Annotated in this window: 24 protein-coding genes, 1 riboswitch and 1 other annotated feature; of the genes, 18 read left to right on the top strand and 6 right to left on the bottom strand. The window is 28.7% G+C overall.

The genetic code is table 11. From position 1 onward, the window contains the following. The first annotated feature begins 95 nt into the window (after window positions 1-95). Window positions 96-1,328: an NAD(P)-dependent oxidoreductase gene (locus tag SPJ33_RS01645; protein WP_321116226.1), complete on the top strand. Its 1,233-nt coding sequence runs from the start codon at window positions 96-98 to the stop codon at window positions 1,326-1,328. Between the two features lie 38 nt (window positions 1,329-1,366). On the opposite strand, the gene SPJ33_RS01640 is transcribed toward SPJ33_RS01645, so the two are convergent. Next, window positions 1,367-1,528: a hypothetical protein gene (locus SPJ33_RS01640; RefSeq protein ID WP_321116225.1), complete on the bottom strand. Its 162-nt coding sequence runs from the start codon at window positions 1,526-1,528 to the stop codon at window positions 1,367-1,369. Between the two features lie 62 nt (window positions 1,529-1,590). Then, window positions 1,591-1,818, bottom strand: a complete 228-nt coding sequence (locus tag SPJ33_RS01635) for a (2Fe-2S)-binding protein (RefSeq protein WP_321116224.1) — start codon at window positions 1,816-1,818, stop codon at window positions 1,591-1,593. Window positions 1,819-2,410: 592 nt separating this feature from the next. On the opposite strand from SPJ33_RS01635, the gene ileS reads away from it, so the two are divergent. The 5 genes from ileS (at window position 2,411) to SPJ33_RS01610 (ending at window position 9,528) form a co-directional block, all read left to right on the top strand. Then, window positions 2,411-5,521, top strand: coding sequence for an isoleucine--tRNA ligase (gene ileS / locus SPJ33_RS01630; RefSeq protein WP_321116223.1), 3,111 nt, complete (start codon window positions 2,411-2,413; stop codon window positions 5,519-5,521). A gap of 165 nt (window positions 5,522-5,686) precedes the next feature. Then, window positions 5,687-6,685, top strand: coding sequence for a LacI family DNA-binding transcriptional regulator (locus SPJ33_RS01625; RefSeq protein WP_321116222.1), 999 nt, complete (start codon window positions 5,687-5,689; stop codon window positions 6,683-6,685). Window positions 6,686-6,829: 144 nt separating this feature from the next. After that, the gene (locus SPJ33_RS01620) at window positions 6,830-7,273 is read left to right on the top strand and encodes a hypothetical protein (protein WP_321116221.1); all 444 of its coding nucleotides are present in this window, start codon (window positions 6,830-6,832) and stop codon (window positions 7,271-7,273) included. A gap of 30 nt (window positions 7,274-7,303) precedes the next feature. Further along, window positions 7,304-8,704: an MATE family efflux transporter gene (locus tag SPJ33_RS01615; protein ID WP_321116220.1), complete on the top strand. Its 1,401-nt coding sequence runs from the start codon at window positions 7,304-7,306 to the stop codon at window positions 8,702-8,704. A gap of 137 nt (window positions 8,705-8,841) precedes the next feature. After that, entirely contained in the window at window positions 8,842-9,528 is a 687-nt protein-coding gene (locus tag SPJ33_RS01610; RefSeq protein WP_321116219.1) for an NAD(P)/FAD-dependent oxidoreductase, read from the top strand. Between the two features lie 44 nt (window positions 9,529-9,572). On the opposite strand, the gene SPJ33_RS01605 is transcribed toward SPJ33_RS01610, so the two are convergent. Continuing rightward, a complete protein-coding gene (locus SPJ33_RS01605; RefSeq protein WP_321116218.1) occupies window positions 9,573-9,758 on the bottom strand; it encodes a hypothetical protein in 186 nt (61 codons plus the stop codon). 124 nt (window positions 9,759-9,882) lie between these two features. Here SPJ33_RS01605 and SPJ33_RS01600 point away from each other — a divergent pair, with 124 nt between their 5' ends. Together SPJ33_RS01600 and SPJ33_RS01595 are read left to right on the top strand one after the other, a co-directional pair. Beyond that, a complete protein-coding gene (locus SPJ33_RS01600; protein ID WP_321116217.1) occupies window positions 9,883-10,458 on the top strand; it encodes a nucleoside recognition domain-containing protein in 576 nt (191 codons plus the stop codon). Window positions 10,459-10,470: 12 nt separating this feature from the next. Further along, a complete protein-coding gene (locus SPJ33_RS01595; RefSeq protein WP_321116216.1) occupies window positions 10,471-10,995 on the top strand; it encodes a spore maturation protein in 525 nt (174 codons plus the stop codon). 179 nt (window positions 10,996-11,174) lie between these two features. On the opposite strand, the gene SPJ33_RS01590 is transcribed toward SPJ33_RS01595, so the two are convergent. Continuing rightward, window positions 11,175-12,332: a dicarboxylate/amino acid:cation symporter gene (locus SPJ33_RS01590; RefSeq protein WP_321116215.1), complete on the bottom strand. Its 1,158-nt coding sequence runs from the start codon at window positions 12,330-12,332 to the stop codon at window positions 11,175-11,177. Window positions 12,333-12,576: 244 nt separating this feature from the next. Between SPJ33_RS01590 and SPJ33_RS01585 the strand changes: the two genes are divergently transcribed. The 4 genes from SPJ33_RS01585 (at window position 12,577) to SPJ33_RS01570 (ending at window position 17,013) form a co-directional block, all read left to right on the top strand. Next, the gene (locus SPJ33_RS01585) at window positions 12,577-13,017 is read left to right on the top strand and encodes an ACT domain-containing protein (protein WP_321116214.1); all 441 of its coding nucleotides are present in this window, start codon (window positions 12,577-12,579) and stop codon (window positions 13,015-13,017) included. Between the two features lie 18 nt (window positions 13,018-13,035). Beyond that, the gene (locus tag SPJ33_RS01580; RefSeq protein ID WP_321116213.1) at window positions 13,036-14,286 is read left to right on the top strand and encodes an aminopeptidase P family protein; all 1,251 of its coding nucleotides are present in this window, start codon (window positions 13,036-13,038) and stop codon (window positions 14,284-14,286) included. 83 nt (window positions 14,287-14,369) lie between these two features. Beyond that, window positions 14,370-14,545: riboswitch (Lysine riboswitch) on the top strand. A 97-nt stretch (window positions 14,546-14,642) separates the two neighbouring features. Further along, on the top strand, window positions 14,643-16,352 hold the full coding sequence (locus tag SPJ33_RS01575) for a Na+/H+ antiporter NhaC family protein (protein ID WP_321116212.1): 1,710 nt from the start codon (window positions 14,643-14,645) through the stop codon (window positions 16,350-16,352). Between the two features lie 118 nt (window positions 16,353-16,470). Beyond that, a complete protein-coding gene (locus SPJ33_RS01570; RefSeq protein ID WP_321116211.1) occupies window positions 16,471-17,013 on the top strand; it encodes an Hsp20/alpha crystallin family protein in 543 nt (180 codons plus the stop codon). Window positions 17,014-17,061: 48 nt separating this feature from the next. On the opposite strand, the gene SPJ33_RS01565 is transcribed toward SPJ33_RS01570, so the two are convergent. After that, on the bottom strand, window positions 17,062-17,553 hold the full coding sequence (locus tag SPJ33_RS01565) for an FUSC family protein (RefSeq protein WP_321116210.1): 492 nt from the start codon (window positions 17,551-17,553) through the stop codon (window positions 17,062-17,064). Window positions 17,554-17,679: 126 nt separating this feature from the next. Then, window positions 17,680-17,912 (top strand) — a binding site (T-box leader). Between the two features lie 52 nt (window positions 17,913-17,964). Here SPJ33_RS01565 and metG point away from each other — a divergent pair. Together metG and SPJ33_RS01555 are read left to right on the top strand one after the other, a co-directional pair. After that, window positions 17,965-19,908: a methionine--tRNA ligase gene (gene metG / locus SPJ33_RS01560; RefSeq protein WP_321116209.1), complete on the top strand. Its 1,944-nt coding sequence runs from the start codon at window positions 17,965-17,967 to the stop codon at window positions 19,906-19,908. Between the two features lie 77 nt (window positions 19,909-19,985). Further along, window positions 19,986-21,374 carry a methionine--tRNA ligase gene (locus tag SPJ33_RS01555; protein WP_321116208.1) on the top strand — a complete coding sequence of 463 codons (1,389 nt, stop codon included), beginning with the start codon at window positions 19,986-19,988 and terminating at the stop codon, window positions 21,372-21,374. 208 nt (window positions 21,375-21,582) lie between these two features. Here the strand turns inward: SPJ33_RS01555 and SPJ33_RS01550 are convergent, their stop codons facing one another. Next, complete coding sequence (locus tag SPJ33_RS01550) at window positions 21,583-22,257, bottom strand: Crp/Fnr family transcriptional regulator (RefSeq protein ID WP_321116207.1); 675 nt, start codon at window positions 22,255-22,257, stop codon at window positions 21,583-21,585. 91 nt (window positions 22,258-22,348) lie between these two features. Here SPJ33_RS01550 and SPJ33_RS01545 point away from each other — a divergent pair, with 91 nt between their 5' ends. The 4 genes from SPJ33_RS01545 (at window position 22,349) to rsmA (ending at window position 25,978) form a co-directional block, all read left to right on the top strand. Continuing rightward, a complete protein-coding gene (locus SPJ33_RS01545) occupies window positions 22,349-23,134 on the top strand; it encodes a TatD family hydrolase (RefSeq protein ID WP_321116206.1) in 786 nt (261 codons plus the stop codon). 236 nt (window positions 23,135-23,370) lie between these two features. Further along, window positions 23,371-24,426, top strand: a complete 1,056-nt coding sequence (locus tag SPJ33_RS01540; protein WP_321116205.1) for a G5 domain-containing protein — start codon at window positions 23,371-23,373, stop codon at window positions 24,424-24,426. Between the two features lie 155 nt (window positions 24,427-24,581). After that, window positions 24,582-25,130, top strand: a complete 549-nt coding sequence (rnmV, locus tag SPJ33_RS01535) for a ribonuclease M5 (RefSeq protein ID WP_321116256.1) — start codon at window positions 24,582-24,584, stop codon at window positions 25,128-25,130. Next, window positions 25,127-25,978 (top strand): 16S rRNA (adenine(1518)-N(6)/adenine(1519)-N(6))-dimethyltransferase RsmA, encoded by an 852-nt coding sequence (gene rsmA / locus SPJ33_RS01530; RefSeq protein WP_321116255.1) that lies wholly within the window; start codon window positions 25,127-25,129, stop codon window positions 25,976-25,978. The genes rnmV and rsmA overlap by 4 nt, the downstream gene beginning before the upstream one ends. The last annotated feature ends 240 nt before the right edge of the window (window positions 25,979-26,218 follow it).

Raw genomic sequence — 26,218 nt, 5'->3', positions numbered from 1 at the left:
ATGGTTTATTATTCTAACGAAAATAACTTGTTTTTTTATGATATTAGTAATATATTAATAAGAAGATTTACTAAAAAGCAATTTTAGGAGGAAGTATGAATTTATTTTTAAATGAAGAAGCAAATAGATGTTTATTATGTAAAAAACCAAGATGTAAAGAATTTTGTCCTATAAGTACTCCGATTCCAGAAATTATAGAGCTTTATAGAGAAGGTAGACTTGAAGAAGCTGGAGAAATATTATTTCAAAATAATCCTCTTTCAGCAGTTTGTGCTATAGTTTGTCCGCATGAAGAACAATGTGCAGGACATTGTATAAGAGGAATAAAAGGTGAGCCAATTCATTTCTATGAAATGGAAGAAGAAATATCAAAAAAATATTTAAATGAAGTTAAATTTGAAAAGCCTTTAGCTAATAGAGATAAAATTGCAATAGTAGGTGGAGGTCCAGCTGGAATAACTGTTGCATTTATGTTAGCGAACAGAGGATTTAAAGTTACTATATTTGATGAACATAAAAAAATAGGTGGAGTTTTAAGATATGGTATACCAGAATATAGACTTCCAAATACAATAGTTGATCAAATTACAGAAAAGTTACATAATTTAGGGGTTAAGATAAGACCTAATACAATGATAGGTGATGTTATCACATTAGATAACTTACTTGAAGATGGTTATAAGGCAGTATTTATAGGAACAGGAGTATGGAACGCTAAAAAGCTAGGCATAAAAGGTGAAACTTTAGCAAATGTTCATTATGCTATAAATTACTTAGAAGCACCAAATGCTTATGATTTAGGTGATACTGTATGTATTATAGGTGCAGGAAATGTTGCTATGGATGCAGCTAGAACAGCTAAAAGAAATGGTGCAAAAAATGTTTATGTAGTATATAGAAAACATTTTGACCAAATGCCAGCAACTAAGAAAGAAATAGAAGAAGCTAAAGAAGATAATGTAGAGTTTAAGCTATTTAGAGCGCCACTTGAAATATTAGAAGATGGTATTAAAGTAGCAGAAACTGAAAATATTGAAGTTGATGGAAAAATCCAAACTAAAATAATAGATGGTAAAGAAGAAATAATACCATGTGACTCAGTAATAATAGCTATAAGTCAAGAACCAAGATCAAATATTGTTTCAAACACAACAAGATTAGAAATAAATAGATGGGGACTTATTGTAACAGATGAAGAAGGACGTACAACAAAAGAAGGTGTTTTTGCTTCAGGTGATGTTGTTACAGGAGCTAAGACTGTTGTTCAAGCGGTTGCAGATTCAAAGAGAGTTGCAGATGCAATAGAAAAATATTGTGAAGAAAATTAAATAAAAAGGATATGGCTTAGACCATATCCTTTTTATTTTTACTTTTTATTATTATCTACTGGATTTTTATTAGTTGATGTCCATTGATTATTTCCAGCGGTTTTTTCATTACAAGAGCATGATGAATTGCAGTTACATGCAGATTCTACTGGAGTAGAAATCCATTGGTTATTAGTTGCAGTTTTTTTGTTCTTGCTCATAATAAACGCCTCCTTTATAACACTATTAGTTTTAGCATTATAAAAAATTTAATCCTAGGAATTTATTTGTATTCACCGTTTTCAAATTGTTCTATTAAACTTTGGATTTTAGATGTGCATCTAGTACCTTTGCAAGAACCAGTTCTAGCACCAGTTACTTTTTTTACATCATCTACAGTTCTAGCTCCATTTCTTATAGCATTTTTAATAGTAGCTCTATTAATTGCTTTACATATACATACTTTAGTTAATTTATCCATTATTTCAGAATTTAAATTATTATTTTCCATATTAATCCTCCTCAATTTTTAAATATCTTATAAAGTAAATTCTCAATTCTTTTCTTATAAAAATTTAATCACTATATAATTAAAAAATCAATAATAAAATAAAAATACTATTTATATAAAAAATTCATAAATTTATGTTTAATTGACTTTTTAAGGGGCATAATATATAATGTTTTTAATAAAGACAATGATTAGGAAAAGTAATTAATATTTTCACTTAAAGAGAGTAGTTGTTTGGTGCAAAGCTATAGTAAATATTAATAAAAATCACCTAGGAGTCGGTGGCCTAACGGTAAAAATTACTTATTAAGTTAACCCGTAATCTTGCGTTAAAAGATAGAGTATGTTAGTACTTGAATCTCACAATATTAAGTTAAATAGTAAGGGAGAAAATTTACTATTTTAAAATATTGATAAGGTATCAATATTGCTGATTATTGTATTACCATGGGTGGTATAGCGAGTTATTTACTTCGTCCTATAGTTGGATGAGGTTTTTTTATATTTAAAATAAAATTATAAGACATCATATTATTGATGCTTATATATAAAAATATTTTAACAAAACTAAATATGAGGAAGGAGTTTTGACATGTACAAAAAAGTAGAACTTACAAATGGTTTTGTAGGTATGGAAAATGAAATTGCTAACCTTTGGAAAGCAAGAAATGTAATTAAGAAAAATTTTGACATGAATCAAGATGGTGAGTACTTTACATTTTATGATGGACCTCCAACAGCAAATGGAAAGCCTCACGTAGGACATATCTTAACAAGAGTTATGAAGGATATTATCCCAAGATATAAAGTAATGAAGGGATATAAAGTTATAAGAAAAGCTGGTTGGGATACTCATGGACTACCAGTTGAACTTGAAATAGAAAAGAAACTTGGTATTTCAGGTAAAGAACAAATCGAAGATTATGGCGTTGAAAAATTCGTTAAAGAATGTAAAGAAAGTGTTTTCACATATGTTAGCATGTGGGAAAAGATGACTGATAAGATAGGTTACTGGGTAGATATGGAACACCCATATGTAACATATCACAACCCATATATTGAATCAGTATGGTGGGCATTAAAACAAATGTGGGATAAAGGTCTTTTATATAAAGGTCACAAGGTTATGCCATATTGCCCAAGATGTGGAACAGCTCTTTCATCACACGAAGTATCACAAGGATATAAAGATGTCAAAGATTTAACTGCAGTTGCTAAGTTCAAGGTTTCAGGAGAAGAAAATAAGTATATACTTGCATGGACAACAACTCCTTGGACATTACCTTCAAATGTAGCATTATGTTTAAATAAATCATATGACTACATTGAAGCTAAAGTAGGAGATGAAATTTATATCTTAGCTAAGGAATTAGCACCAAAGGTTCTTGGAGAAGACTATGAAATAGTTAAAGAATTTAAGGGCGCAGATATTCTTGGAATGAAATATGAACAATTACTTCCATTCCATGTTCCAGAAGGAAAAGCATTTGAAGTAATTCATGGAGATTATGTAACACTTTCAGATGGTACAGGAATAGTTCATATAGCACCAGCTTATGGTGAAGATGATAGTTTTGTTGCAAAGAAAAATGGAATGGCATTTATAAACTTAGTTGATACTGCTGGATGCTTTACTGAAGAAGTAACTCCATGGGCAGGTAAGTTTGTTAAAGATTGTGACCAACAAATTTGTGACTACCTAGAAAAAGAAAACAAATTATTTAAAGCTGAAAAGCACGTTCACTCATATCCACACTGTTGGAGATGTGATACACCACTTCTTTACTATCCAAAAGATAGCTGGTTTGTTGCTATGACAACTTTAAGAGATAAATTATTAGAAAACAATGATAAGATAAACTGGTTACCAGACAACATTAGAACTGGTAGATTCGGTAAGTTCTTAGAAAATGTTATCGACTGGGGTATCTCAAGAGATAGATACTGGGGTACACCACTTCCAATATGGGAATGTGAATGCGGACATAAAGAATGTATTGGAAGCATAGCTGAATTAAAAGAAAAAGGAATCGACGTTCCAGATGATATAGAACTTCACAAGCCATTTATAGATAAGGTTAACTTAACTTGTGAGCATTGTGGAAAGGAAATGAAGAGAACTCATGAAGTTATTGACTGTTGGTTTGACTCAGGATCAATGCCATTTGCACAACTTCATTATCCATTTGAAAATAAAGAATTATTTGAACAAAACTTCCCAGCTCAATTTATATCAGAAGCTGTTGACCAAACAAGAGGATGGTTCTACACATTACTTGCAATTTCAACTGCAATATTTGATAGAAACCCATTTGAAAACTGCGTAGTATTAGGTCACGTTCTTGATAAGAAGGGCTTAAAGATGAGTAAGTCAAAAGGAAATGTTGTAGATCCATTTGACGTACTTGATTCACAAGGTGCTGATGCTACAAGATGGCATTTCTACACTGCAAGTGCACCATGGCTTCCAACTAGATTCTCAATAGATGACGTTGCGGAAGCATCAAGAAAATTCTTAAGCACATTATGGAATGTATATTCATTCTATGTACTATATGCAGATTTAGATAACTTCAATCCAACTCAATATGCTGATTTTGAATCAGATAATGTAATGGATAAATGGATATTATCAAAATTAAATACATTAATTAAGACTATAGAAAATGGATTAGATGAGTATGATATAACAAAATCAGCTCTTGCTATTGAAGAATTTACAGATGAGTTATCAAACTGGTATGTAAGAAGAAATAGATCAAGATTCTGGGCATCAGAATTAACTGAAGATAAGATAGGAGCTTATGTAACATTAAATAAAGTACTTGTTACTTTAGCTAAGGTTGCTGCACCATTTGTTCCATTTATAACTGAAGAAATCTATCAAAACTTAGTAGTTAACTTAGACCCTACTGCACCAGAAAGTATTCACTTATGCAAATGGCCAGAAGTTAATGAAAAAGCTATAGATAAAGACTTAGAAAAGGATATGGATTTAGCATATACAATAGTTAAGCTTGGAAGAAGTGCTAGAAATGGAGCTAATGTTAAAAACAGACAGCCACTTTCAAAGATACTTGTATCTACAACATCACTTCCAAACTATTATGGTGATATCATAGCTAATGAACTTAACATCAAGGAAATAGAATTTGGAGCAGACCTTTCAAAATATGTTAATTTTGAAATCAAGCCTAACCTACCTGTTCTAGGAAGAACTTATGGTAAGTTAATACCAGGAATAAGAAAAGAAATTGCTTCAAGAAATCAAATGGAATTAGCTCAAAAAATTCAAGCTGGTGGAGTTGAAGTTATAGAAGTTCAAGGAACTGAAATAGAACTTAACTCAGATAGTATCTTAGTTACAATGCAAGGCTTAGAAGGATTTGCATTTGCAGGTGAAGGAGATACAGGAGTAGTATTAGATACTCATATTTCAGATGAATTAAGAGAAGAAGGTCATGTAAGAGAAATAATTTCAAAGATTCAAAACATGAGAAAAGAAAAAGGTTTTGAAGTTGCAGACAATATAAGACTTTATATTGCAAATAATGACATGTTAATAGATGTTATAAAGAAATTTGCCGATACTATTAAGAAGGAAACTTTAACTAAAGAAATAGTATTTAATGGAGAATTTGACTACACAGAAGTAGTAATAAACGGCGAAAAACTAGACATGACAGTAGAAGTTATTAAATAGAGAAATTTTTAGGGCTAGGAATCATTAGGGTTTCTAGTCCTTTTAAAATTAATATATATTTACATAATTTTTAGGAAAACTATAATTAAAGAAGGTATTTCATTGAAATAAGGCGAATATATTAGTATAATAAATTAACTAAGTATGATTAGGAGTGATTACAATATGGCTACTTCTATTAAAGATGTTGCTAGAGAAGCTGGCGTTTCAATTGCTACGGTTTCTAGAGTTTTAAATGATATAGATGTTGTAAACGAGGACACTAAGAAGAAGGTTTTAGATGCAATACAAAAACTAGGATATAGACCAAATATAGTAGCAAGAAGTTTAAAGACACAAAGAACAAAGACAATAGGAATATTAATACCAGATATATCAAGCCAATTCTATCCAGAAATAGTTAGAGGGGCTGAAGATGTATCAAATATATATGATTATAATATAATACTTGGAAATTCAGATTTTGATGTAGAGAAAGAAAAAGAATATTTAAGAGTTTTAAAAGAAAAAATGGTAGATGGTGTTATCTACATGAGTAGCTCTCTTCAAGATGAAATTTTAGATTTAATAAACGAATTAAATTTAAAAACAATTCTTGTTGAAACTAAAGATAAAGAAGGAAAACTTCCAAGTGTAACTATAGATAATATAGAAGCTGCTTATGAAGGAACAAAGTACTTATTAAATAAAGGCTTTAAAAACCTAGCATTTGTTGGTGTTAAAAAAGATGAAATAAATGCATGGAGTGATAGATACGTAGGATTTGAAAAAGCTATGAACGAAGCAAATATCGCTATAGATAACGATTTAATTCATTTAGAAGATTTAAAAGTTAGTAGTGGATATAATGCTGCTAAATCTTACATACAATCAAATAAAAAGGTAGATGCTATAGTTTGCGCAACTGATGAACTTGCAATGGGAGTTATAAATGGATTAAGAGATAATGGAATAAATGTTCCAGAAGATGTTAGTGTTGTTGGATTTAATAATAATTATCTTGGAGAAATATTCTATCCAAAGCTTACAACTATTTCTCAACCAAGTTATGACATGGGTTCAGTAGCTATGAGAATGTTAATAAAACTTCTTAATAAGCAAGAATTAGAGCAAGCGCATTATGTATTACCATACAGAATAGTGGAAAGAAATAGCGTAAAATAATTACATCAAAGAATAGACTTATAAATTGTTTATAAGTCTATTTTTTTATTTTTGCTTAAGTTTATTAGATAGATATTTTCAATTACTTATTACAAATATCTATGATATATTATACTTATCAAAAATGGGTAAAGGAGGGGAAAGATGAAGAAGCAGAATAAGATAATTTCTATAGTTATTATTCTATTTTTGATTGTAGGTATATTTACTGTTATTCATGTAAAAAGCAAAAGAGATTACGATAATATAAAGTATGGTAAACCTGAATTTGTAAGTAGCATGAAGGATATAAACAAAAAACTTCCAACTATAATATTATTTAAGAGTTCGCTTGTAGAAAATAGCGTTAAAGCAGAAGTAAATTTAAAACTTTTGCATGATGAGTATGGGGATAAGTTCAATATAGTACATGCTAATCCAGATGTACTTGATAATAAAGAAGCAATAGAATTATCAAAAAAATATGAAGTTATGGGCGTACCAACATTAGTAGCATTAGATAAAGATGGAAATTTTGTAGAGAAAAAATCTAATATTTATTCAAAAGAACAAATAGAAGAAATGCTTAAAAAAATAGGAGTAATATAAATAAAAAATAAATGGTGAAGGGGTTTAAAAATGAATAAGCAAAAAAGATTGGGAGAAGAAAAAATCTCAAAGTTATTGTTAACTTTTTCAGTACCTGCAATTGTAGGTATGATGGTAAATACTCTATACAATATAATTGATAGAATGTATATAGGGAACATAAAAGGAGTTGGACAATTAGCTATAACTGGTGTGGGAATAACTATGCCTATAATGACTATAATATTAGCATTTGGGATGTTAGTTGGAATAGGTACAGCTGCAAGAGTATCATTAAAACTTGGACAACATGATAAAGAAGGGGCAGAAAAGCATTTAGGGAATGCATTTACTTTAATAATTATAATAAGTATTACGATTACTATAGTTGGACTTATGTTTTTAAATCCAATATTAGAGCTTTTTGGAGCAAGTGAAAAGACAGAAATATATGCAAGACAATATATGCAAATTATATTTATTGGAACAGTTTTAAATATGCTAAGCTTTGGATTAAATCATTCTATAAGAAGTGATGGAAATCCAAAAGTTGCAATGTTATCTATGCTAATTGGTGCAATCACTAATATTGTATTAGATCCAATATTTATATTTGTATTAGGTATGGGAGTTAGAGGAGCAGCTATTGCTACAGTAATTTCACAAGTATTAACAACAATTTGGATATTATATTATTTTACTAAAGGAAAAAGTATTATAAAACTTAAGAAACAAAACTTAATTTTAGATAAAGCTACTATTATTAGTATATTTTCAATAGGAATAAGTCCATTTAGTATGCAAGTTGCAACAAGTATAATTCAAGTTATTTCAAATAATTCATTAAAACAATATGGTGGAGACTTAGCAATTGGAGCAATGGCTATAATATCAAGTATTGCTATGATTTTTGCGATGCCTATCTTTGGAATAAATCAAGGTTCTCAACCTATAATAGGATATAATTATGGATCTGGAAAATATGATAGGGTAAAAGAAACAGTTAAATATGGAACTATAGCTGCAACTATAATTGTTATTTTTGGATGGTGTGTAGTACAATTTTTCCCACACACATTAATAAGAATGTTTAATAATGATCCAGAGCTTGTATCTATAGCAACTACTGGAATGAAAATATTCTTATTTATGATACCTGTTACTGGAATGCAAATAATAAGTTCAAATTATTTTCAATCAATAGGTAAAGCAAAGATATCAATGTTTTTAAGTTTATTAAGACAAGTAATTCTTTTAATACCATGTCTTTTAATACTTCCAAATGTTCCAGGTTTAAATGGAGAACCACTTGGACTTACAGGAATATGGCTTTCAGGAGCTATAAGTGATGGGCTTTCATCATTAATTACATTAGTTATATTCTATAATTCAGTAAAAAAATTAAATAGAAATAAAGAAGTAGATTGTGAAGAAGAATTAAGCATATGTTAATATAATAATTTACATTTTTATGGCTTTAGTAACATCGGTTACAACTAATTTTATAACGGTAGGATATAATAAAATTAATAAAGTAGAATTATTAAAGTTTATTTAAATATACATTTTGAGAAAAAGGAGAAGATATAATGAGCGATATACAAAGTATGGTTCCTAATATGGTAAGTGGAACACATCATGGAAATCTTCAAAAAATCAGAAGTGGAAAAAGAACTTTTGGTATAACACCTCATATTCCAGGTGGATTTATAACTATAGAAACTTTAGAAAAGATAACAAGTGTTGCAAAGAAATATAATGGAGTAATTAAAATAACATCAGGTCAAAGATTATTAATAACAAATCTTAATGGTGAAGATTTACCTAAAATTTGGGAAGAACTTGGAATGGAACCAGCTGTAAGAAAACAAAATTCAGTTAAAAATGTTGAAATGTGTCCAGCTGGATTCTGTAAAAGATCAAAATTTAATACTATAGGAACAGGAATGAAACTTTCAAAGAAATATCAGTTTATGGAAGTACCATGCAGAACAAAAATAGGAGTATGCGGATGTAGAAATGCATGTGGCGGTGTATATTCAAAAGATGTTGGTGTTATAGCTGATAAAACAGGATTTATTGTAACAGCTGGAGGATCAGCAGGTCATAATCCAAGAATGGCAGATATTTTAATTCAAGATGTAGATGAAAAAGAAGCTATGAGAATTGTAGACAATGTTTTTGAAGTTTACAAAGAAGAAGGATTAGCAGGAGAAAAAATTGGAGATTATATAGACAGAATAGGAATAGACGAATTTAAAAATAAAGTATTATAAAGTATAAAAGAAGCTTATAAATTTATAAGCTTCTTTTATTTATCCTATAATATACCTTCATTTTTTAAGATATCTTCTAATTTTTGAAGTTTGTCAGTTAATGATATAAATCTTTCTTTTATATCGTCTCTTGACATAATATCGCTATCAAGTCCTTTTTCTAAGTCCTCTACAGTTTTTAATGCATCCTCAATATCTTGTTGTGCTTTTTTAAGATTTTCTTCTTTCATCTAAGCTACTCCTTTTAATGTATCATATTTGATTATGTTTATTTATATTTATCGTATCACTACTAAAACTCTTGTGCAAGGCATATATTTAAATGTTAACAGTACTTATTTTATGGAGGGTAGTATGATCAATTATATTTGGTTCTTTATGATATTTTTAGGAATAATATTTGCAGTTTTAACTGGAAATGCAGATAAAATAACAGAAGCAATTGTAAATGGTAGTGGAGGTACAGTAACTTTTCTTATTGAACTTACTGGGATAATGTGCTTTTGGTGTGGTGTTATGAAGGTTGCGGAAAATAGCGGGCTTACAGCTAATATCGCAAAACTTTTAAAGCCTTTACTTAGATTTTTATTTAAAGATGCAGCAAAGGATGAAAAAGCACTTGGAGCAATAGTTATGAATTTAACTGCTAATATTATGGGATTATCTAATGCGGCTACTCCTTTTGGAATAAAAGCTATGGAAGAAATGGATAGATTAAATAAAAAAAGCGATATAGCATCTAATGATATGGCATTATTTTTAGTTATGAATGCATCATGCATACAACTTCTGCCTACAACAATTATATCTATAAGAGCAGCAGCAGGTTCTCAAAATGCAGGTATTATAATAATTCCAGCGATAATATCAACTGGAGTTGCTGCAATAGTTGGCATAACTTGTTGTAAGATATTGCAACGATATTTTTAAGGAGGAATTAAAATGTTTGAATATATAACAAAGAGTATAATTCCTATAGTTGTTGTAATAATATTAATTTATGGAATGATAAAAGGTAAAAAGGTGTATGAGTGGTTTTTAGATGGTGTAAAAGATGGACTTTTAGTATGTGTAAGAATATTTCCTTGTCTTCTTGCAATGATAGTAGCCGTTCAAATATTTAAAAATTCAAATCTTTTATATCTATTAAATAAAACTATTTCCCCACTTTCTAATTTCATAGGATTGCCAGAGGAAGTTGTACCTTTAGTTTTAATTAAACCTATTTCAGGAAGTGGAGCTATTGGGATGTTTACAGAAATAATTAAAACATATGGAGCAGATACTTTTATAGGGCTTGTTGCATCAGTAATTATGGGAACTACAGAAACTATATTTTATACGATAAGTGTTTATTTTGGAGCTGCAAATATAAAAAAAATAAGACATACACTTTGGGCAGCTATAATGGCAGATATAACAGCTATTATAACAGCTATTATTATAGTTAATTGGATGTTATTGTAGGTAATACTATAATGTAGATATAACTAAAAAACCAATAAAAGCAAAAGAGCAGTATTCTTTTTAAAAAATTCCTTTGGAGAAATGTTTAATAATAAAATGCTAGTTCGCAATGAAAGGATTTGATTTTATAAAATATATAATATAAAAATAGAGATGGTGTTTAAACACCATCTCTATTTTTATTTAAATTTAAATCTATCAACTACTAATGCAATCGCGTTATCTCCAGATACATTACAAGCAGTTCCAAAGCTATCTTGTGCTATATATAGTGCTATCATTAAAGCAAGTTGTGCTTCATTAAATCCTAAGTTAGCTTGAAGTAGTCCAAGTGCTGCCATAACTCCACCACCAGGAACACCAGGAGCTGCAACCATAGTTACACCAAGCATTGCTATAAAGCCAGCAAGTTGAGGAAATGTAAAAGTCATACCATTTAAAAGCATTACTGCTATAGCACAGCAAGTAAGAGTTATAGTGCTACCAGATAAATGAATAGTTGCACAAAGTGGAACTACAAACTCACGAACTCCTTTTGATACTCCATTTTTCTTTGCAATATCAAGATTAACCGGAATAGTTGCAGCTGATGATTGAGTACCAAGGGCAGTTAAATAACCAGAAATCTGATTTTTAAGTAGAACAAAAACATTCTTTTTGCTAACAGCGCCAGCTAGAGAGAACTGTAGCAGCATTATGCAAAAATGAAGAGCTAATATAATTAAGAATACTTTCCAAAATACAGAAAATATAACTTGAACTTCACCTGTATAAGTCATATTTGCAAATATTCCAAGAATATGTAGAGGTATAAGTGGAATAATAATAATTTTAATCGTTTTTTGAACTATTTCTTGGAATTCTAAAGCCATATTATAAAGAGTACGCCCTTCTTTTAGTGATGATATTCCAAGCCCTAAAAGAAACGCTAATATTAATGCTGTCATAACAGACATAACAGGTGGCATCTCAACTGTAAATAAAGGCTTTAATAAACTTTTCTCTGGATTATTTGCGCTAAATGATCCTGATGCAGTAATAAATTTAGGGAAAAACTTTGTTGAAACAAAAAATGCAAAGAATCCTGAAATAATTGTTGATCCATAAGCTAATAAAGTTGTAAATCCCAGCATTTTACCAGCAGAACCACCAAGGTCAGCAATCCCACAAACTACAAACCCTAATATAATAAGTGGAATTATAAAATCTAGGAAATTTCCAAATAAAGAATTAAAAGTAGCAAGTATCCTTATAAATACTTCAGGCATAAAGTTACCAAATAATAAACCTAATATAATTGCTATTATAAGTTTAGGAATTAAGCCTAATTTTTTCAATTTGTATCCCTCCTATAGACATGTGTATTTTATATGATATTATAAGAATATAATATATGTCTATTTATTTATCATAAAACTAAAAAATAAAAAGGAAAGAAGAATAATAAGAAGAATAACAATAGTTATATGCAATTTAGGGGATAATATGATAATAAATTGAAATAATAAGCATAAATTAAATTATACGAAAAAACAGATTGTGGGATTTGTTTTTTTAAAAAAGGTACAGGGGGAGATTTATATGTCAGAAGAAAAATTTTATGTAGTTAGTGAAAATGTATTGCCAGATGTGTTTTACAAAGTAATTGAAGTTAAGGAATTATTACATACAGGAAAGGTTAAGGATATTTCAGAAGGGGTAAAGAAAGTGGGCATAAGTAGAAGTACTTATTATAAGTATAAAGATTCTATTTATCCTATGGTAGAAGGATTAAATAGCAAAAAGTTAACGATTATTTTATTGCTTTCTCATAAATCAGGAGTATTATCAAAAGTGTTAGATTTTATTGCAAGTAAGAATTTGAATATACTAACAATAAATCAAGATATACAAATAAACATGACAGCTAATGTTAGCATAACTTTAGATGTTTCTAAGATAAAGAGTGATATTAAGAACTTTTTATATAAGATTAAGGAAATAGATGGAGTGGTGAAAATTAGGATATTAGCTATTGAATAAAAGCTTGGAGGGATAATTATGAAAAATGAAGTATTTGAATTAAATAGGAGAAGATTAGCTGAAAAGTTAGATGATAATTCATTATTAATTCTTTTTGCTGGCAATGCACCAAAGAAAACAGGAGATGAAAAATATCAATTTACTCCAAATAGAAATTTTTATTATTTAACAGGAATAAATGAAGAAGATCATATATTTGTTATGGAAAAAAATAATGGAAACATAACTGCAAAGATGTTTATAAAGGAAATTGATGAAGAAAAAGAAAAATGGCTTGGAAAAACTATAAGAAAAGAAGAAGTTTATGAAATAAGCAAAATAGAAGAAGTCTCATATCTAGGAGAATTTAGACCATATCTAAATAAGATTTTAAATGAAAGCATAGAAAAGACTATATATTTAGATTTAGAAAGAGATGAATTTAGTAGTTTTCCTTCAATAAGCAGTGCTTTTGGTAGTGAGTTAAGAGATAAATATGCAAATTCAAATATAAAAAATGTATTTCCATTAATGGCACCACTAAGACTAGTAAAGAGTAATGAAGAAGTAGAAGAAATTCAAAAAGCTATTGATATAACAATTGAAGGTGTTAAATCAATAATGAAAAATATAAAACCAGGAATGAAAGAATATGAACTTGAAGCATATTTTGAATTTGAGTGCAGAAGAAGAGGAATTGGTGATTATGCATTTAAAACTATTGCAGCAGCAGGAAAAAATGCAACAATACTTCATTATGTAGATAATAATTCAGAAGCAAAAGATGGAGATTTAATATTATTTGATTTAGGTGCACAAGTTAATTATTATAATGGAGATATTTCAAGAACTTTCCCTGTAAATGGTAAGTTTACAGAAAGACAAAAAGAAGTATACGAAGCTGTTCTAAGAGTTAATGAAAGAGTTATAAGTGAATTAAAAGCAGGTGTAAATTTCTTAGAAATGAATAAGAAATCAAGAGAATGGATTGCAGAAGAGTGTATTAACCTTGGACTTATAGAAGATAAGAAAGATGTAGCAAAGTATTATTGGCATAGCATAGGTCATAGTCTTGGACTAGATACTCATGATATAGATAATCCAGGAAGAAATACTACATTAGAACCAGGAATGATATATACAGTAGAACCTGGAATTTATATAGCTGAAGAAGGAATTGGTGTAAGAATAGAAGATGATGTTTTAATAACAGAAGACGGCAATGAAGTTCTTACTAAAAATATGATTAAGAGCGTAAAAGATATAGAAGAATTTATGGCTAAATGTTAATAAAATGAGTATAAATTATTAACAAAATATTGACAATAATTTATAGATAATGTACAATCATATTAATTTTAAACTGAATAATAAGAAGAGATAGAGGCGCAATATTTAAGAGTACTATTGTTGAGATAAGCACTTAGAGATGATAGAAAAGGAAATATTGCCGAAGGATTTAGCTAATGCTTTAAGGCTATTTACCTGGGCTTATGTAAAATATGCATAAGACTGTCACAATTTATTTTTGTGTTGAGCTATCATTCAATGGATTTTTTACGCATGTAATAGGACCTTGGGTGTTATCTCCAGGTCCTTTTTATTTTAAGTAAATATTAAATTTCTTGTATTTGTGGGGGGATATTATGAAAAAAAGAAGGTATTTAATATTTTTATTAACTTTTATTTTGGTTATGGGGTTATCGACAGTTGCATTCGCAACAGAAGTTGATCAAGGGGTTATAAATGCTGAAAAGTTTGGAATTTGGACTATAATTCCACCTCTAGTTGCAATAGTTTTAGCGTTTATTACCAAGAATGTTGTTATATCGTTATTTATAGGAACACTAGCTGGTTGCTTTATGATTCAGATATTAGATAATAATGTATTCACATCTTTAATTCAAGCATTCTTAGATTTTATTCAAAGAGTTTTAAATTCTCTTGCAGATCCTTGGAATGCTGGAATTATACTTCAAGTATTAGCTATAGGTGGAGTTATAAACTTAGTTTCTAAGATGGGTGGAGCAAGAGCTATAGCAGAAGCCTTAGCAAAGAGAGCTAAAACACCAAGAAGTGCACAGTTAATAACTTGGTTTTTAGGTTTATTAGTATTTTTTGATGATTATGCAAATTCTTTAATTGTAGGACCAATAATGAAACCAGTTGCTGATAAACTAAAAGTATCAAGAGAGAGATTAGCATTTATAATAGATGCTACAGCAGCACCAATTGCTGGACTTGCAATTATATCAACATGGATTGGACTTGAAGTTGGACTTATAAATGATTCATTTAATCAAATAGGAGTAAAAGTAGATGCATTTGGAGTATTTTTAAATACTATACCATTTAGGTTTTATAATATACTAATACTTGTCTTTGTTGTATTTACTACAGTTATGCTTAGAGATTTTGGACCTATGAGAAAAGCTGAAATTAAAGCAAGAAAAGGACAAGGTAATAAAAAACTTGAAAGTACAAAGATAAGTGAAGAAATGCAAGTTAAAGAAGGAATAGAACTTAATGTATGGAATGCAATAATTCCAATTGGAACTTTAATAATTTCAGCACTTATAAGCTTTTATTATAGTGGGTATTCTTCGATAATTGCAGGAAGTGATGAAGCAATTAAAAATATTTTTATTGAATCACCATTTTCATTTACAGCAATTCAACAAGCATTTAGTGCAGCAGATGCATCAACAGCACTTTTACAATCAGCGGTATTTGCATCAATAGTTGCAATAGTAATGGGGGTATTAAAAAAGATATTTACTATAACAGAGGCAATTGAAGTTTGGATAGATGGAATGAAAGGATTAATAATAACAGGACTTATATTATTACTTGCTTGGTCATTAAGTTCAGTAATAAAAGATTTAGGAACAGCTAAATATTTAGTTACTCTACTTTCAGATTCAATACCAGCATTTCTACTTCCAAGCATAATATTCATATTTGGCGCAGTAATATCATTTGCAACAGGAACTGCTTATGGAACAATGGGTATACTTATGCCTCTTGCTATACCACTTTCATATTCAATATCACCAGAGATGAGTTATATAGTGATAAGTACAAGTGCAGTTTTAACAGGTGCAATTTTTGGAGATCATTGCTCTCCTATATCAGATACAACTATTCTCTCATCAATGGGAGCTGGATGTGATCATATAGATCATGTTAAGACTCAAATGTGGTATGCATTATTTGTTGGAGGAGCAGCAATTTTATTTGGATATATTCCAGCTGGATTAAATGTTCCTATATATGTGATTTTACCAGTTTCAATAATAATCATTGGTTTAGCTGTAAGATTTATAGGAAAGCCAGTTGATAATATAAATGATTAGACTAAAAGCTCATAGAATTTTTCTATGAGTTTTTTTATTAATGAAAATAAGAAGTACATTTTTTGTATAAATATAATAGTTTATAGTTAGGAAGAATTTATAATAGAGGTATAAATTAATGAATAGAAATATGATGAATGATAATAATGACTTCTTTAATTTATTTAATCAAACATTCAATACGCTTATGAATAATAGTAATTTTATTGATAGTATAGTTAACAGTGTATTTAATTCAAATTTTATAGAAAACTTAGCTCAAAGCTTTAATGAAAATTATAATAATGAAAGCAATGATGTTATAAGAGTTAATATGAAAGATCAGGATAATAGGTACTTAATAGAAGGTTATTTTCCGGGTATAGAAAGAAAAGATATAATAATAGATTATAAAAACAGTCATATATATTTAAATGTAAAGAGAAAACAAGTATTTTCTAATAGATATAATATGTTTATGGCTGTAATGAGATTTGGGGAAGATTTTAAGAGAGAATTTTTTGTTCCTAATGCTGATATAACAAAGCTTAGAGCTTCATATAAGAATTATAGATTAAGATTAGAAATTCCAAAATATAAAGAACAGATAGTTGGAAAGACAAATGAAAGTTTATTAGAAAATGAAAATAATATAATTGATGTAGATTATAAAGAAGAATAAATCTGAGATATTTTATTTCTCAGACTTATTTTACTTCTAAAATTTATTTTACTCATCCTTTTCTTTTGGTGGATTAAAGTATTTATTTATTAAAATGGTAACTATAATACCTATAGCAGTATCAATACTTCTACTAACTGCATAAGCATATGATTGTGGACCACTATAATTTATCATTATACCTATAAAAACAATACAAGCTATTGTTACAGAACCAGGTTTGTTAAGAACATTACATGCATATATTGCTATAACAATTCCAAGTCCAGTTATGAAAGAATTATAATCATATAAGAAAGGTAACTTAACCATTATAAATATAACTATAATCCCTAATATTGCACCTAATACAGTTCCTATTAATCTATTTTTACCCATAGCAAAGGAACTAGATACTGTATCTTTCATACATATTACTGCAGCTATACATGCATAGAAAGCATTTTCCCTTCCAAAAATATTAAATATAACCATGCATACCGTAACAGCTAAAGCAGTTTTAATATTACGTAAACCAATCTTAGGTAAATTTAATTTCATTTTTCCCTTCCCCCTAACCGACATTATGATATTATAACATACAAGTTTATTATAATGGATTAATTTGTTATGTAAATCAAAAATAATTGACAGATAAAAACATATAGAATATTATATATTTAAAATGTAAATGCTATGAAAAGAAGAGTAGTAAAAGTAGATTTCCAAAGAGAGCTAACGTTTGCTGAAAGTTAGTGTTATAGACTTTTATGAATATGGACTTTGAGCATATCTCTTGAGCTTTTAAGTAAGGGAGATACGGAGCAACCGTTATATTGCATGGTGAAGATTCACCTAGTGAGTTTCTTATTGTGAGGTAAGAAAGAAGTAGAGTGGTACGCGTATATAACGCCTCTATGCAATATTTTGCATAGAGGTTTTTTTAATATATAAAATAAGGAGGATTTTAAGATGTGTAAAAAACCATATTATATAACTACACCAATATATTATCCATCAACGAAATTACATATAGGTAATACCTATACTACAGTTGCAGCTGATGCAATTGCAAGATTTAAGAGATTAACTGGCTATGATGTTATGTTCTTAACTGGAACAGATGAACATGGTCAAAAGATTCAAAGAATCGCAGAAGAAAAAGGAATAAAACCTATAGAACACGTAGACGAAATCGTTGCAGGAATAAAAGAACTTTGGAAGATGATGGACGTAAGCTATGATAAATTCATAAGAACAACAGATGATTATCATGTTGAAGCTGTTCAAAAAATCTTTAAGAGATTATATGATCAAGGAGATATTTATAAGAGTTCATATGAAGGATTATACTGTACTCCATGTGAATCTTTCTGGACAGAAAGTCAATTAGTAGATGGTAAGTGTCCAGACTGCGGAAGACCAGTTGAAACTTCAAAAGAAGAAGCTTACTTCTTTAAAATGAGTAAGTATGCTGATAGATTAATAAAGTATATTGAAGAACATCCACACTTTATACAACCAGAATCAAGAAAAAATGAAATGTTAAATAACTTCTTAAGACCAGGACTACAAGATCTTTGTGTTTCAAGAACTAGCTTTGACTGGGGAGTTCCTGTAACATTTGATGAAAAGCACGTGGTTTATGTTTGGATAGATGCATTATCAAACTATATAACTGCATTAGGTTATGGAAGTGATAATACAGAATTATTTGATAAATATTGGCCAGCAGATGTTCATTTAATAGGTAAGGATATATTAAGATTCCATACAATTTATTGGCCAATAATGTTAATGGCACTTAATTTACCATTACCAAAGCAAATATTTGGTCATGGATGGTTACTTGTTGATGGCGGTAAGATGAGTAAATCAAAAGGAAATGTAGTAGATCCAGTTGCACTTGTTGAAAACTTTGGTGTAGATGCTGTAAGATACTACCTATTAAGAGAAATTCCTTTTGGATCAGATGGATTATTCAACAATGAAATATTTATAAAGAAGATAAATTCAGATCTTTGTAATGACCTTGGAAACCTACTTTCAAGAACAGTTGCAATGATAGAAAAATATTTTGATGGAGTAATACCTGCACCATTAGAAAAAGAAGCAGTTGATGATGAATTAATAAACCTTGCTTTAGAAACTCCAAAGAAAGTTGAAAAAGCTATAGAAGAACTTAGACTTCCAGAAGCTTTAGAGCATATATTTGAATTAGTTAGAAGAGCTAATAAATATATTGATGAAACAACTCCTTGGATATTAGCAAAAGATGAAGAAAAGAAAGATAGATTAGGAACTGTACTTTATAATTTAGCAGAATCATTAAGATTTACATCAGTTTTAATATCATCATTCTTACCAACAACATCAGAAAAGATAAATGAACAATTAGCAATAACTGCTAAAGATTGGGCTTCATTAGAAGGATTTGATGGAACAGCACCTGGAACAAAGGTTAAAAAGGGAGAAAGCCTATTCCCAAGAATAGACGTTGAAAAGAAACTTGCTGAACTTGAAGAATTAAGAAAAGCTCAAATGGAAGCTAATAAAGCTAAAGAAGTTAAAGAAATGAAACCAATAAAAGAAGAAATCACAATAGATGATTTTGAAAAAATTGATCTAAGAGTAGTTAAGGTTTTAGAATGTGAACCAATAAAAAAAGCAAATAAATTACTTAAGCTAAAAGTAGATTTAGATGGAGAAGTTAGACAGGTTGTTTCAGGAATAGCAAAACACTACAAACCAGAAGAATTAGTTGGTAAAAATGTTGTTCTTGTAGCAAATCTTAAACCAGTTAAATTAAGAGGAGAATTATCACAAGGTATGATACTTGCTGCATCAAATGATGATGATAGCATACTAAACTTAGTTAATCCTGGTGATTTACCAACTGGAAGCGAAGTAAGATAATAATAAGAATACGAAGAAGAAGTCAGCTTGAGGTTAAGTTGGCTTCTTTATTTATATTAAATGAGGTGAGATAGTATATGAATATAATAATAGGAAATTCATGGCCATATGCAAATGGAAAGTTGCATTTAGGTAGAATTGCAGTATTTATTCCAGGAGATATTCTTGCTAGATATCATAGAATGATGGGTGATAATGTTTTATTTATATCTGGAAGTGATGCTCATGGAAGACCTGTAAAAGCAAAGGCAGAATCACTTAATTTAAGTCCAAAAGAAATATTTTTAACGTACCATGAAAAGTTTATTGAATGCTTTAGAAAACTTGATTTCTCATTTGATTTATTCACAAATACTGATACAGAATTTCATAAAGAAATGGTAATGAAGTTTATTAAGGAATTATATGATAAAGGATATATATATGAAAAGATTTCAGTAGAAAGAGAAACTGGTCATGAAAGTAATCATTTATTTTTAGCACTTTCAAAGTTTGAAAATGATGTTAAGAGGATTTTTATAAAACAACAAGTATGGAGAAAAAATGCTCAAAGTATAACTAAAAAATATATAGATGAAGGATTAAGAGATAGAGTAGTAACTAAAGAAATCGATTGGGGAGTAGATGTACCTTTAGATGGGTTTTTAGATAAAAAAATATTTGTATGGATTGAAGCATTACTTGGATATATTACAGCAACAGCAAAATGCCTTGAAGGTACAAATCAAATTATAGAAGATTATTGGAATGATGAAAATAGCAAGGTATATTTAGTTCATGGTAAAGATAATATACCATTTCATACAATAATTTTTCCTGCATTATTATCAGCATTAGAATTTAAAAATGTAAACCTAAATATAATATCTAGTGAGCATTTAAAACTTGAAGGTAAAGATTTTTCTACTAATAAAAATTGGGCTATTTGGGTTGATGAGATATTAGATAAATATGATGTTGATTCTTTAAGATATTACCTAATATTAAATGGGCCAGAAAACTCAAATACTGACTTTAAATGGAGAAATTTTATAAATACTCACAATAATGATTTAGTTCTAAAATTTAATAAATTATATAAAAACACTATCTTAAATGGAAGTTTTGATAAACTTAGTTTAGATAAGAAAAATAAGATATTAGATTTATATTTTAGTGTAGGAGATAAAATTGAAGAAGGAAAATTTAAATCTGCATTAAAAGAGATTTTTGATTATATAAAAGAAGAATGTGAAACTGATAAACCATATATTGATAGCTTTATAAACATAATAAATATATTAGAGCCATTTATGCCAAGAATATGTTTAAAAATAAAAAAACAATTTAATGTAAAAGAAAGTGTGTGGAATTTTGTAGAGATAAAAGAGAAGCAAAAACCACTACATTATGAGCCTATTTTTGAGATGATAGATAAGAAAAATGTTGCTGATGAATTAAAGAGATTAAAGAATAAAAAAATTTAAAAATAAAAAAACCTAGAATATCTACAATAGGGGGACGAGATATTCTAGGAAACCAATCAATTAAGATGGTTATAAGGGGTAAATAATAATGCTTTAACTACTTTACAGGTATATAATAACTTATTAATATGTCAGTTATGTGTCAAAAAGTATAATAAATTATTAATAGATAATAATTATTGAGTTTCATGTTTGGAATAAAGATTTATTACATATTAATTCTATCAAAATCTAATATCTTTATTGTCTTTCTATCATAATCTATAAGCTTATCAGCCTTCATATTACTTAGTTCTCTAGAAAGAGAAGGTCTTTGAACTCCAAATGAATCTGCTAATGATTGTTTTGTTATAGTTAATTTTATTATGTTACTATTTTGCTTTTTAGATTCCTTTATTAAAAAATCACATATCATATGCCTTAAAGACTTAGAACTAACTTGCCTTAATTTATTGCTAAGTATAATAGCTTTATTTGATAATAATTTTAAAAAATCTAGTAAGAAATTTTGATTAGATTGAAGTAATTTTGTTACTTCTTTTTTATTTATATGTATTACCAAGCTATCTTCTTTACTTACAACATCCATTGGATATACATTTTTGTCACCAAAAAGTAGATTTTCTCCAAATATGTTAGATTTATTTAAAGTAGATACAACTAAAGTGTTTCCGTTAGAGTCGTTTTGTTGTATTTCAATAATACCTGAAATTAATATACTTAGGTCATTACATTTATCATTATGAAAGAATATTGTTTCTTCTTTTGAATATTTTTTTATACGAACTAAAGGATTAGTTACTATTAAGCTTAATTCTTCATTCGAAAGACTATTAAATAGAGGTGATAATCCCAAAACTTCAATTATTTCTTCATTTTTCATATGCTTCACGTCCATTCAATTGTATTAATTTTTATATGTTGTTTATAATGTATAATATATTATTATACACTTAAAGAAGGAGATAGGATATATGGAAAAAGTTTATAAGATTTTTGATACTCATGCTCATTATGATTCAGAAGATTATGACGTAGATAGAGATGAGATTTTAAAAGATTTAAAAGAAAATGGTGTTATAGGTATATTAAATTGTGCATCATCATATGAAAGTGTAGAAATAACAGATAAACTTACAAAAAAATATGATTTTATTTATGGTGCATTAGGAATTCATCCAGAAAATGCAGATGAACTTACTGATGAAAGATTAGAAACAATAAAAGAAATGATTAAATCAAATGATAAGATAGTTGCTATTGGAGAAATAGGACTTGATTATTATTGGGATGAAAATCCTTCAAAAGAAATTCAAAAAAAGGCATTAAGAGCTCAAATGAATTTAGCTAAAGAACTTAATATGCCAGTAATAATTCATGATAGAGATGCCCACAAAGATACTCTTGATATATTAAAAGAGTTTCCAGAAGTTACAGGTATAATACATTGTTTTTCAGGTAGTGTTGAATTTGCTAAAGAATGTATAAAACTTGGATATTACATAGGCTTTACAGGTGTAGTAACATTTAAAAATGCTAAAAAAATAGTAGAGGTTGCAAAAGAAATTCCACTTGATAGAATGCTTGTAGAAACTGATGCACCTTTCATGGCGCCTGCTCCTAATAGAGGAAAAAGAAATAGATCTGATTATATAAAATATATCATAGAGAAAATAGCAGAAATAAGAAGTATAAATCCAGAAAGATTAAATATTCAACTTAATACCAATTTTTTCAATTTGATAAAGAGAGAGCTTTAATATAAAATGGAATTAATTGGTATATAATAAAAATATTAAAAAACATACGTCACTAAATATTAAGGACTCGGAGACACCTAAACAAGAGCTTAAATATGCAAATTTTAAATTTTGTCAATCATGCATATAAATGCATTTTTTATATCATTTCAATTAAGCAAGAGGCTTGAAATTTGACAAAATGTAAAATTCTAATATATAATGCAAAAGACACTCTTGCCAAAGGAGGTAAACGAATGGTAGAAAAATTTAAAACTTTTATGAAGAAAAGTTTTTCTAACGGTCCGAAGGCAAAAATAGTGATATTTGCCACGGCATGTGTTGTGGCAGTAGCAGCAACAACCGTTGCTGTAATGAGAAAGACAGTAAAACTAAGCATCGATGGAAAAGAAGAGACATTTATCACATATAAAGGGACTGTTAAAGATGTGTTGCAAGAAAAAGGGGTAGAAGTATCCGAATATGATAAAGTGCAACCATCCTTAGAATCCAAAATTGAAAAAGCGGAAGAAATTGAAGTTAAGAAAGCTGTATCTATCAATGTTAAATTCGCAAAAAAAGATATTAAAATTCTTTCAACAGAAGATAATGTTGAAGATGCTTTATTAGCTAGCAATGATCAACTTAAAAAAGAAGGAGTAGAATATGTTCATGGTGTAGATGAAGTTGAGCCATCACTTGATACTCCTATAAAAGAAAGTATGGATATTGATGTTACAAAGGTAGAAACTAAAAATGTAACTGAGCATAAGGCAATACCTTTTGACACTATAACTAAGAGTGATGCAGATCTTGAAAAGGGAAAGAAAAAAGTTGAAGCTGAAGGTAAAGATGGAAAGCAAGAGGTTACTTACCAAGTAGTATATAAAAATGGCAAGGAAGCTTCAAAGAAAGAAGTAAGCAGTAAAACTGTTGCTGTCCCAGTAAATGCAGTTATTGTACATGGAACTAAAGATCCTGTAAATTATATACCAAACAGAGGAAATTCAGTGGCGTACAAGAAACATTTAGTTATGGAATCAACCGCGTATTCAGGACATACTACTACTGCTACTGGAGTTAAACCAGTGTACAACCCTGGTGGAACTAGTACTATAGCAGTTGACCCAAGAGTAATACCGTTAGGTAGCTTAGTATATGTAGAAGGATATGGATATGCTAGAGCATCAGATACAGGTGGAGCAATTAAGGGAAATATAATAGATGTTTTCTTTAATAATGAATCACAATGTAATCAATGGGGAAGAAAACATGGTGTGGATGTTTATATAGTGTCTTATCCGGGAGAATAGTAATTTTTTAAGAGATAGCAATATTGCTATCTCTATTTTTTATGATAAAATAAAATTTTGAAATTTGACACAGTGTATATATATAGGTAAATTATTTATATAGAAGATAAGGAAAAATAAAGTTTGCGAAAGGAAGTCATATGGTGAGTAAAAAAATTATAAAAGAAGTCATCGTTGTTGAAGGAAGAGATGATATAGATGCAGTAAAAAAAGCAGTGGATGCTGAATTAATTGCTGTTGGTGGATTTGGAATAAATAAAACAGTTATAGATAGAATAAAAGAAGCACAAAAGAGAAAAGGTGTAATAGTTTTAACTGATCCAGATTTTGCTGGAGAAAAAATAAGAAGTATTATAAGAAAAAGAGTTAATGGAATAAAGCATGCATATATCGCTCAAGAAGATGGCTTAAAAGATGGAGATATAGGTGTTGAAAATGCTTCTCCTGAAGTTATAATAAGAGCTTTAGAAGGAGCAAAAGTAACATTAGAAGAAAAGCAAACTGTATATTCAATGGAAGATATGTTTTTCTTTAAGTTAACAGCTGATGATAAGGCTAAAGAAAGAAGAATGGCACTTGGAAAAGAACTTGGTATAGGATATGGAAATGCCAAGCAAATGGTATCTAGATTAAATAATTATGGCATAGATAAAGATGAATTTGTAAAAGCAATACAAAAGGTAGATAAAGAAATAGGAGAATAATTATTATGGAAATAAAAGATTATAAAACACAAGAACTTGTAAAAAAATATAACTTCAAGTTTTCAAAAAGCTTAGGGCAAAACTTCCTTATAGATGATTCAGTACTTAATGATATAGTAAATGGTGCTGATGTAAATGGTGAAGATTTTATAATAGAAATAGGTCCTGGGGTTGGAACTTTAACTGCACAATTATTAAATAAAGCAAAAAAAGTTACTTCAATAGAATTAGATAATGATTTAATTCCTATATTACAACAAGAACTTGGAGATCATCCAAATTTTTCACTTATACATAAAGACGCATTAAAGGTAGATTTTAATGAAGTAATTGGAGATGAAAAAAGCGTAAAACTAGTTGCTAATCTTCCATACTATGTTACAACTCCAATAATAGTTAATCTTTTAAAGAATAAGTATAACTTTAAAAGTTTAACTATAATGATCCAAAAAGAAGTTGCAGAAAGAATGGATGCTGAGCCTAATTGTAAGGAATATGGTTCTCTTTCATTATTAGTTCAATATTATTGTGATACTAAAATAATAAGAAAAGTTGCACCAAGTTCATTTATGCCAAGACCTAAGGTTGAATCTATAGTTATAAGATTAGATAGATTAGAAGAGCCAAGAGTTAAGGTTAAAGATGAAAATCTTATGTTTGAAATAATTAGAAATTCATTTAATATGAGAAGAAAAACACTATGGAATGGTGTTAAAAATATGGGCGTGGATAAAGAAGATTTAATGAAAGCTTTTGAAGAAGCTGGAGTTGATCCAAAAAGAAGAGGAGAAACTTTATCATTAGAAGAGTTTGCAAGGCTTAGCGACTGTATTTACGAATATAAATAAATTAATATTATCATAAAGGGTACCTTCAAGCATATACTATATGGAATAAATATATGTGGAGGTAATGGAGCTTGGCACATAATAAATTATATAGAAATTTTATAATTTTACAGGAGGATGAAAATAATCATTCTAATTCTGCTGATAAACCACTATCTGGCTATGCAAAGATAGAGGCTAAAAGTGATAAATGTAAAATATCATTCTATGCACAGAACTTAAAGAAAGATGAAAATTATA

The sequence above is a fragment of the Clostridium sp. genome (assembly GCF_034179595.1).
Classification (GTDB): domain Bacteria; phylum Bacillota; class Clostridia; order Clostridiales; family Clostridiaceae; genus Clostridium.
The sequence above is the reverse complement of the archived record's forward strand: the minus strand, read 5'-3'. Positions and strand labels throughout refer to the sequence as shown.

Excerpts from the sequence above, each read along its gene's own strand:
- SPJ33_RS01645 (WP_321116226.1), top strand. The coding sequence starts at position 96 with ATGAATTTATTTTTAAATGAAGAAGCAAATAGATGTTTATTATGTAAA.
- SPJ33_RS01640 (WP_321116225.1), bottom strand. The coding sequence starts at position 1,528 with ATGAGCAAGAACAAAAAAACTGCAACTAATAACCAATGGATTTCTACT.
- SPJ33_RS01635 (WP_321116224.1), bottom strand. The coding sequence starts at position 1,818 with ATGGAAAATAATAATTTAAATTCTGAAATAATGGATAAATTAACTAAA.
- ileS (WP_321116223.1), top strand. The coding sequence starts at position 2,411 with ATGTACAAAAAAGTAGAACTTACAAATGGTTTTGTAGGTATGGAAAAT.
- SPJ33_RS01625 (WP_321116222.1), top strand. The coding sequence starts at position 5,687 with ATGGCTACTTCTATTAAAGATGTTGCTAGAGAAGCTGGCGTTTCAATT.
- SPJ33_RS01620 (WP_321116221.1), top strand. The coding sequence starts at position 6,830 with ATGAAGAAGCAGAATAAGATAATTTCTATAGTTATTATTCTATTTTTG.
- SPJ33_RS01615 (WP_321116220.1), top strand. The coding sequence starts at position 7,304 with ATGAATAAGCAAAAAAGATTGGGAGAAGAAAAAATCTCAAAGTTATTG.
- SPJ33_RS01610 (WP_321116219.1), top strand. The coding sequence starts at position 8,842 with ATGAGCGATATACAAAGTATGGTTCCTAATATGGTAAGTGGAACACAT.
- SPJ33_RS01605 (WP_321116218.1), bottom strand. The coding sequence starts at position 9,758 with ATGAAAGAAGAAAATCTTAAAAAAGCACAACAAGATATTGAGGATGCA.
- SPJ33_RS01600 (WP_321116217.1), top strand. The coding sequence starts at position 9,883 with ATGATCAATTATATTTGGTTCTTTATGATATTTTTAGGAATAATATTT.
- SPJ33_RS01595 (WP_321116216.1), top strand. The coding sequence starts at position 10,471 with ATGTTTGAATATATAACAAAGAGTATAATTCCTATAGTTGTTGTAATA.
- SPJ33_RS01585 (WP_321116214.1), top strand. The coding sequence starts at position 12,577 with ATGTCAGAAGAAAAATTTTATGTAGTTAGTGAAAATGTATTGCCAGAT.
- SPJ33_RS01580 (WP_321116213.1), top strand. The coding sequence starts at position 13,036 with ATGAAAAATGAAGTATTTGAATTAAATAGGAGAAGATTAGCTGAAAAG.
- SPJ33_RS01575 (WP_321116212.1), top strand. The coding sequence starts at position 14,643 with ATGAAAAAAAGAAGGTATTTAATATTTTTATTAACTTTTATTTTGGTT.
- SPJ33_RS01570 (WP_321116211.1), top strand. The coding sequence starts at position 16,471 with ATGAATAGAAATATGATGAATGATAATAATGACTTCTTTAATTTATTT.
- SPJ33_RS01565 (WP_321116210.1), bottom strand. The coding sequence starts at position 17,553 with ATGAAATTAAATTTACCTAAGATTGGTTTACGTAATATTAAAACTGCT.
- metG (WP_321116209.1), top strand. The coding sequence starts at position 17,965 with ATGTGTAAAAAACCATATTATATAACTACACCAATATATTATCCATCA.
- SPJ33_RS01555 (WP_321116208.1), top strand. The coding sequence starts at position 19,986 with ATGAATATAATAATAGGAAATTCATGGCCATATGCAAATGGAAAGTTG.
- SPJ33_RS01550 (WP_321116207.1), bottom strand. The coding sequence starts at position 22,257 with ATGAAAAATGAAGAAATAATTGAAGTTTTGGGATTATCACCTCTATTT.
- SPJ33_RS01545 (WP_321116206.1), top strand. The coding sequence starts at position 22,349 with ATGGAAAAAGTTTATAAGATTTTTGATACTCATGCTCATTATGATTCA.
- SPJ33_RS01540 (WP_321116205.1), top strand. The coding sequence starts at position 23,371 with ATGGTAGAAAAATTTAAAACTTTTATGAAGAAAAGTTTTTCTAACGGT.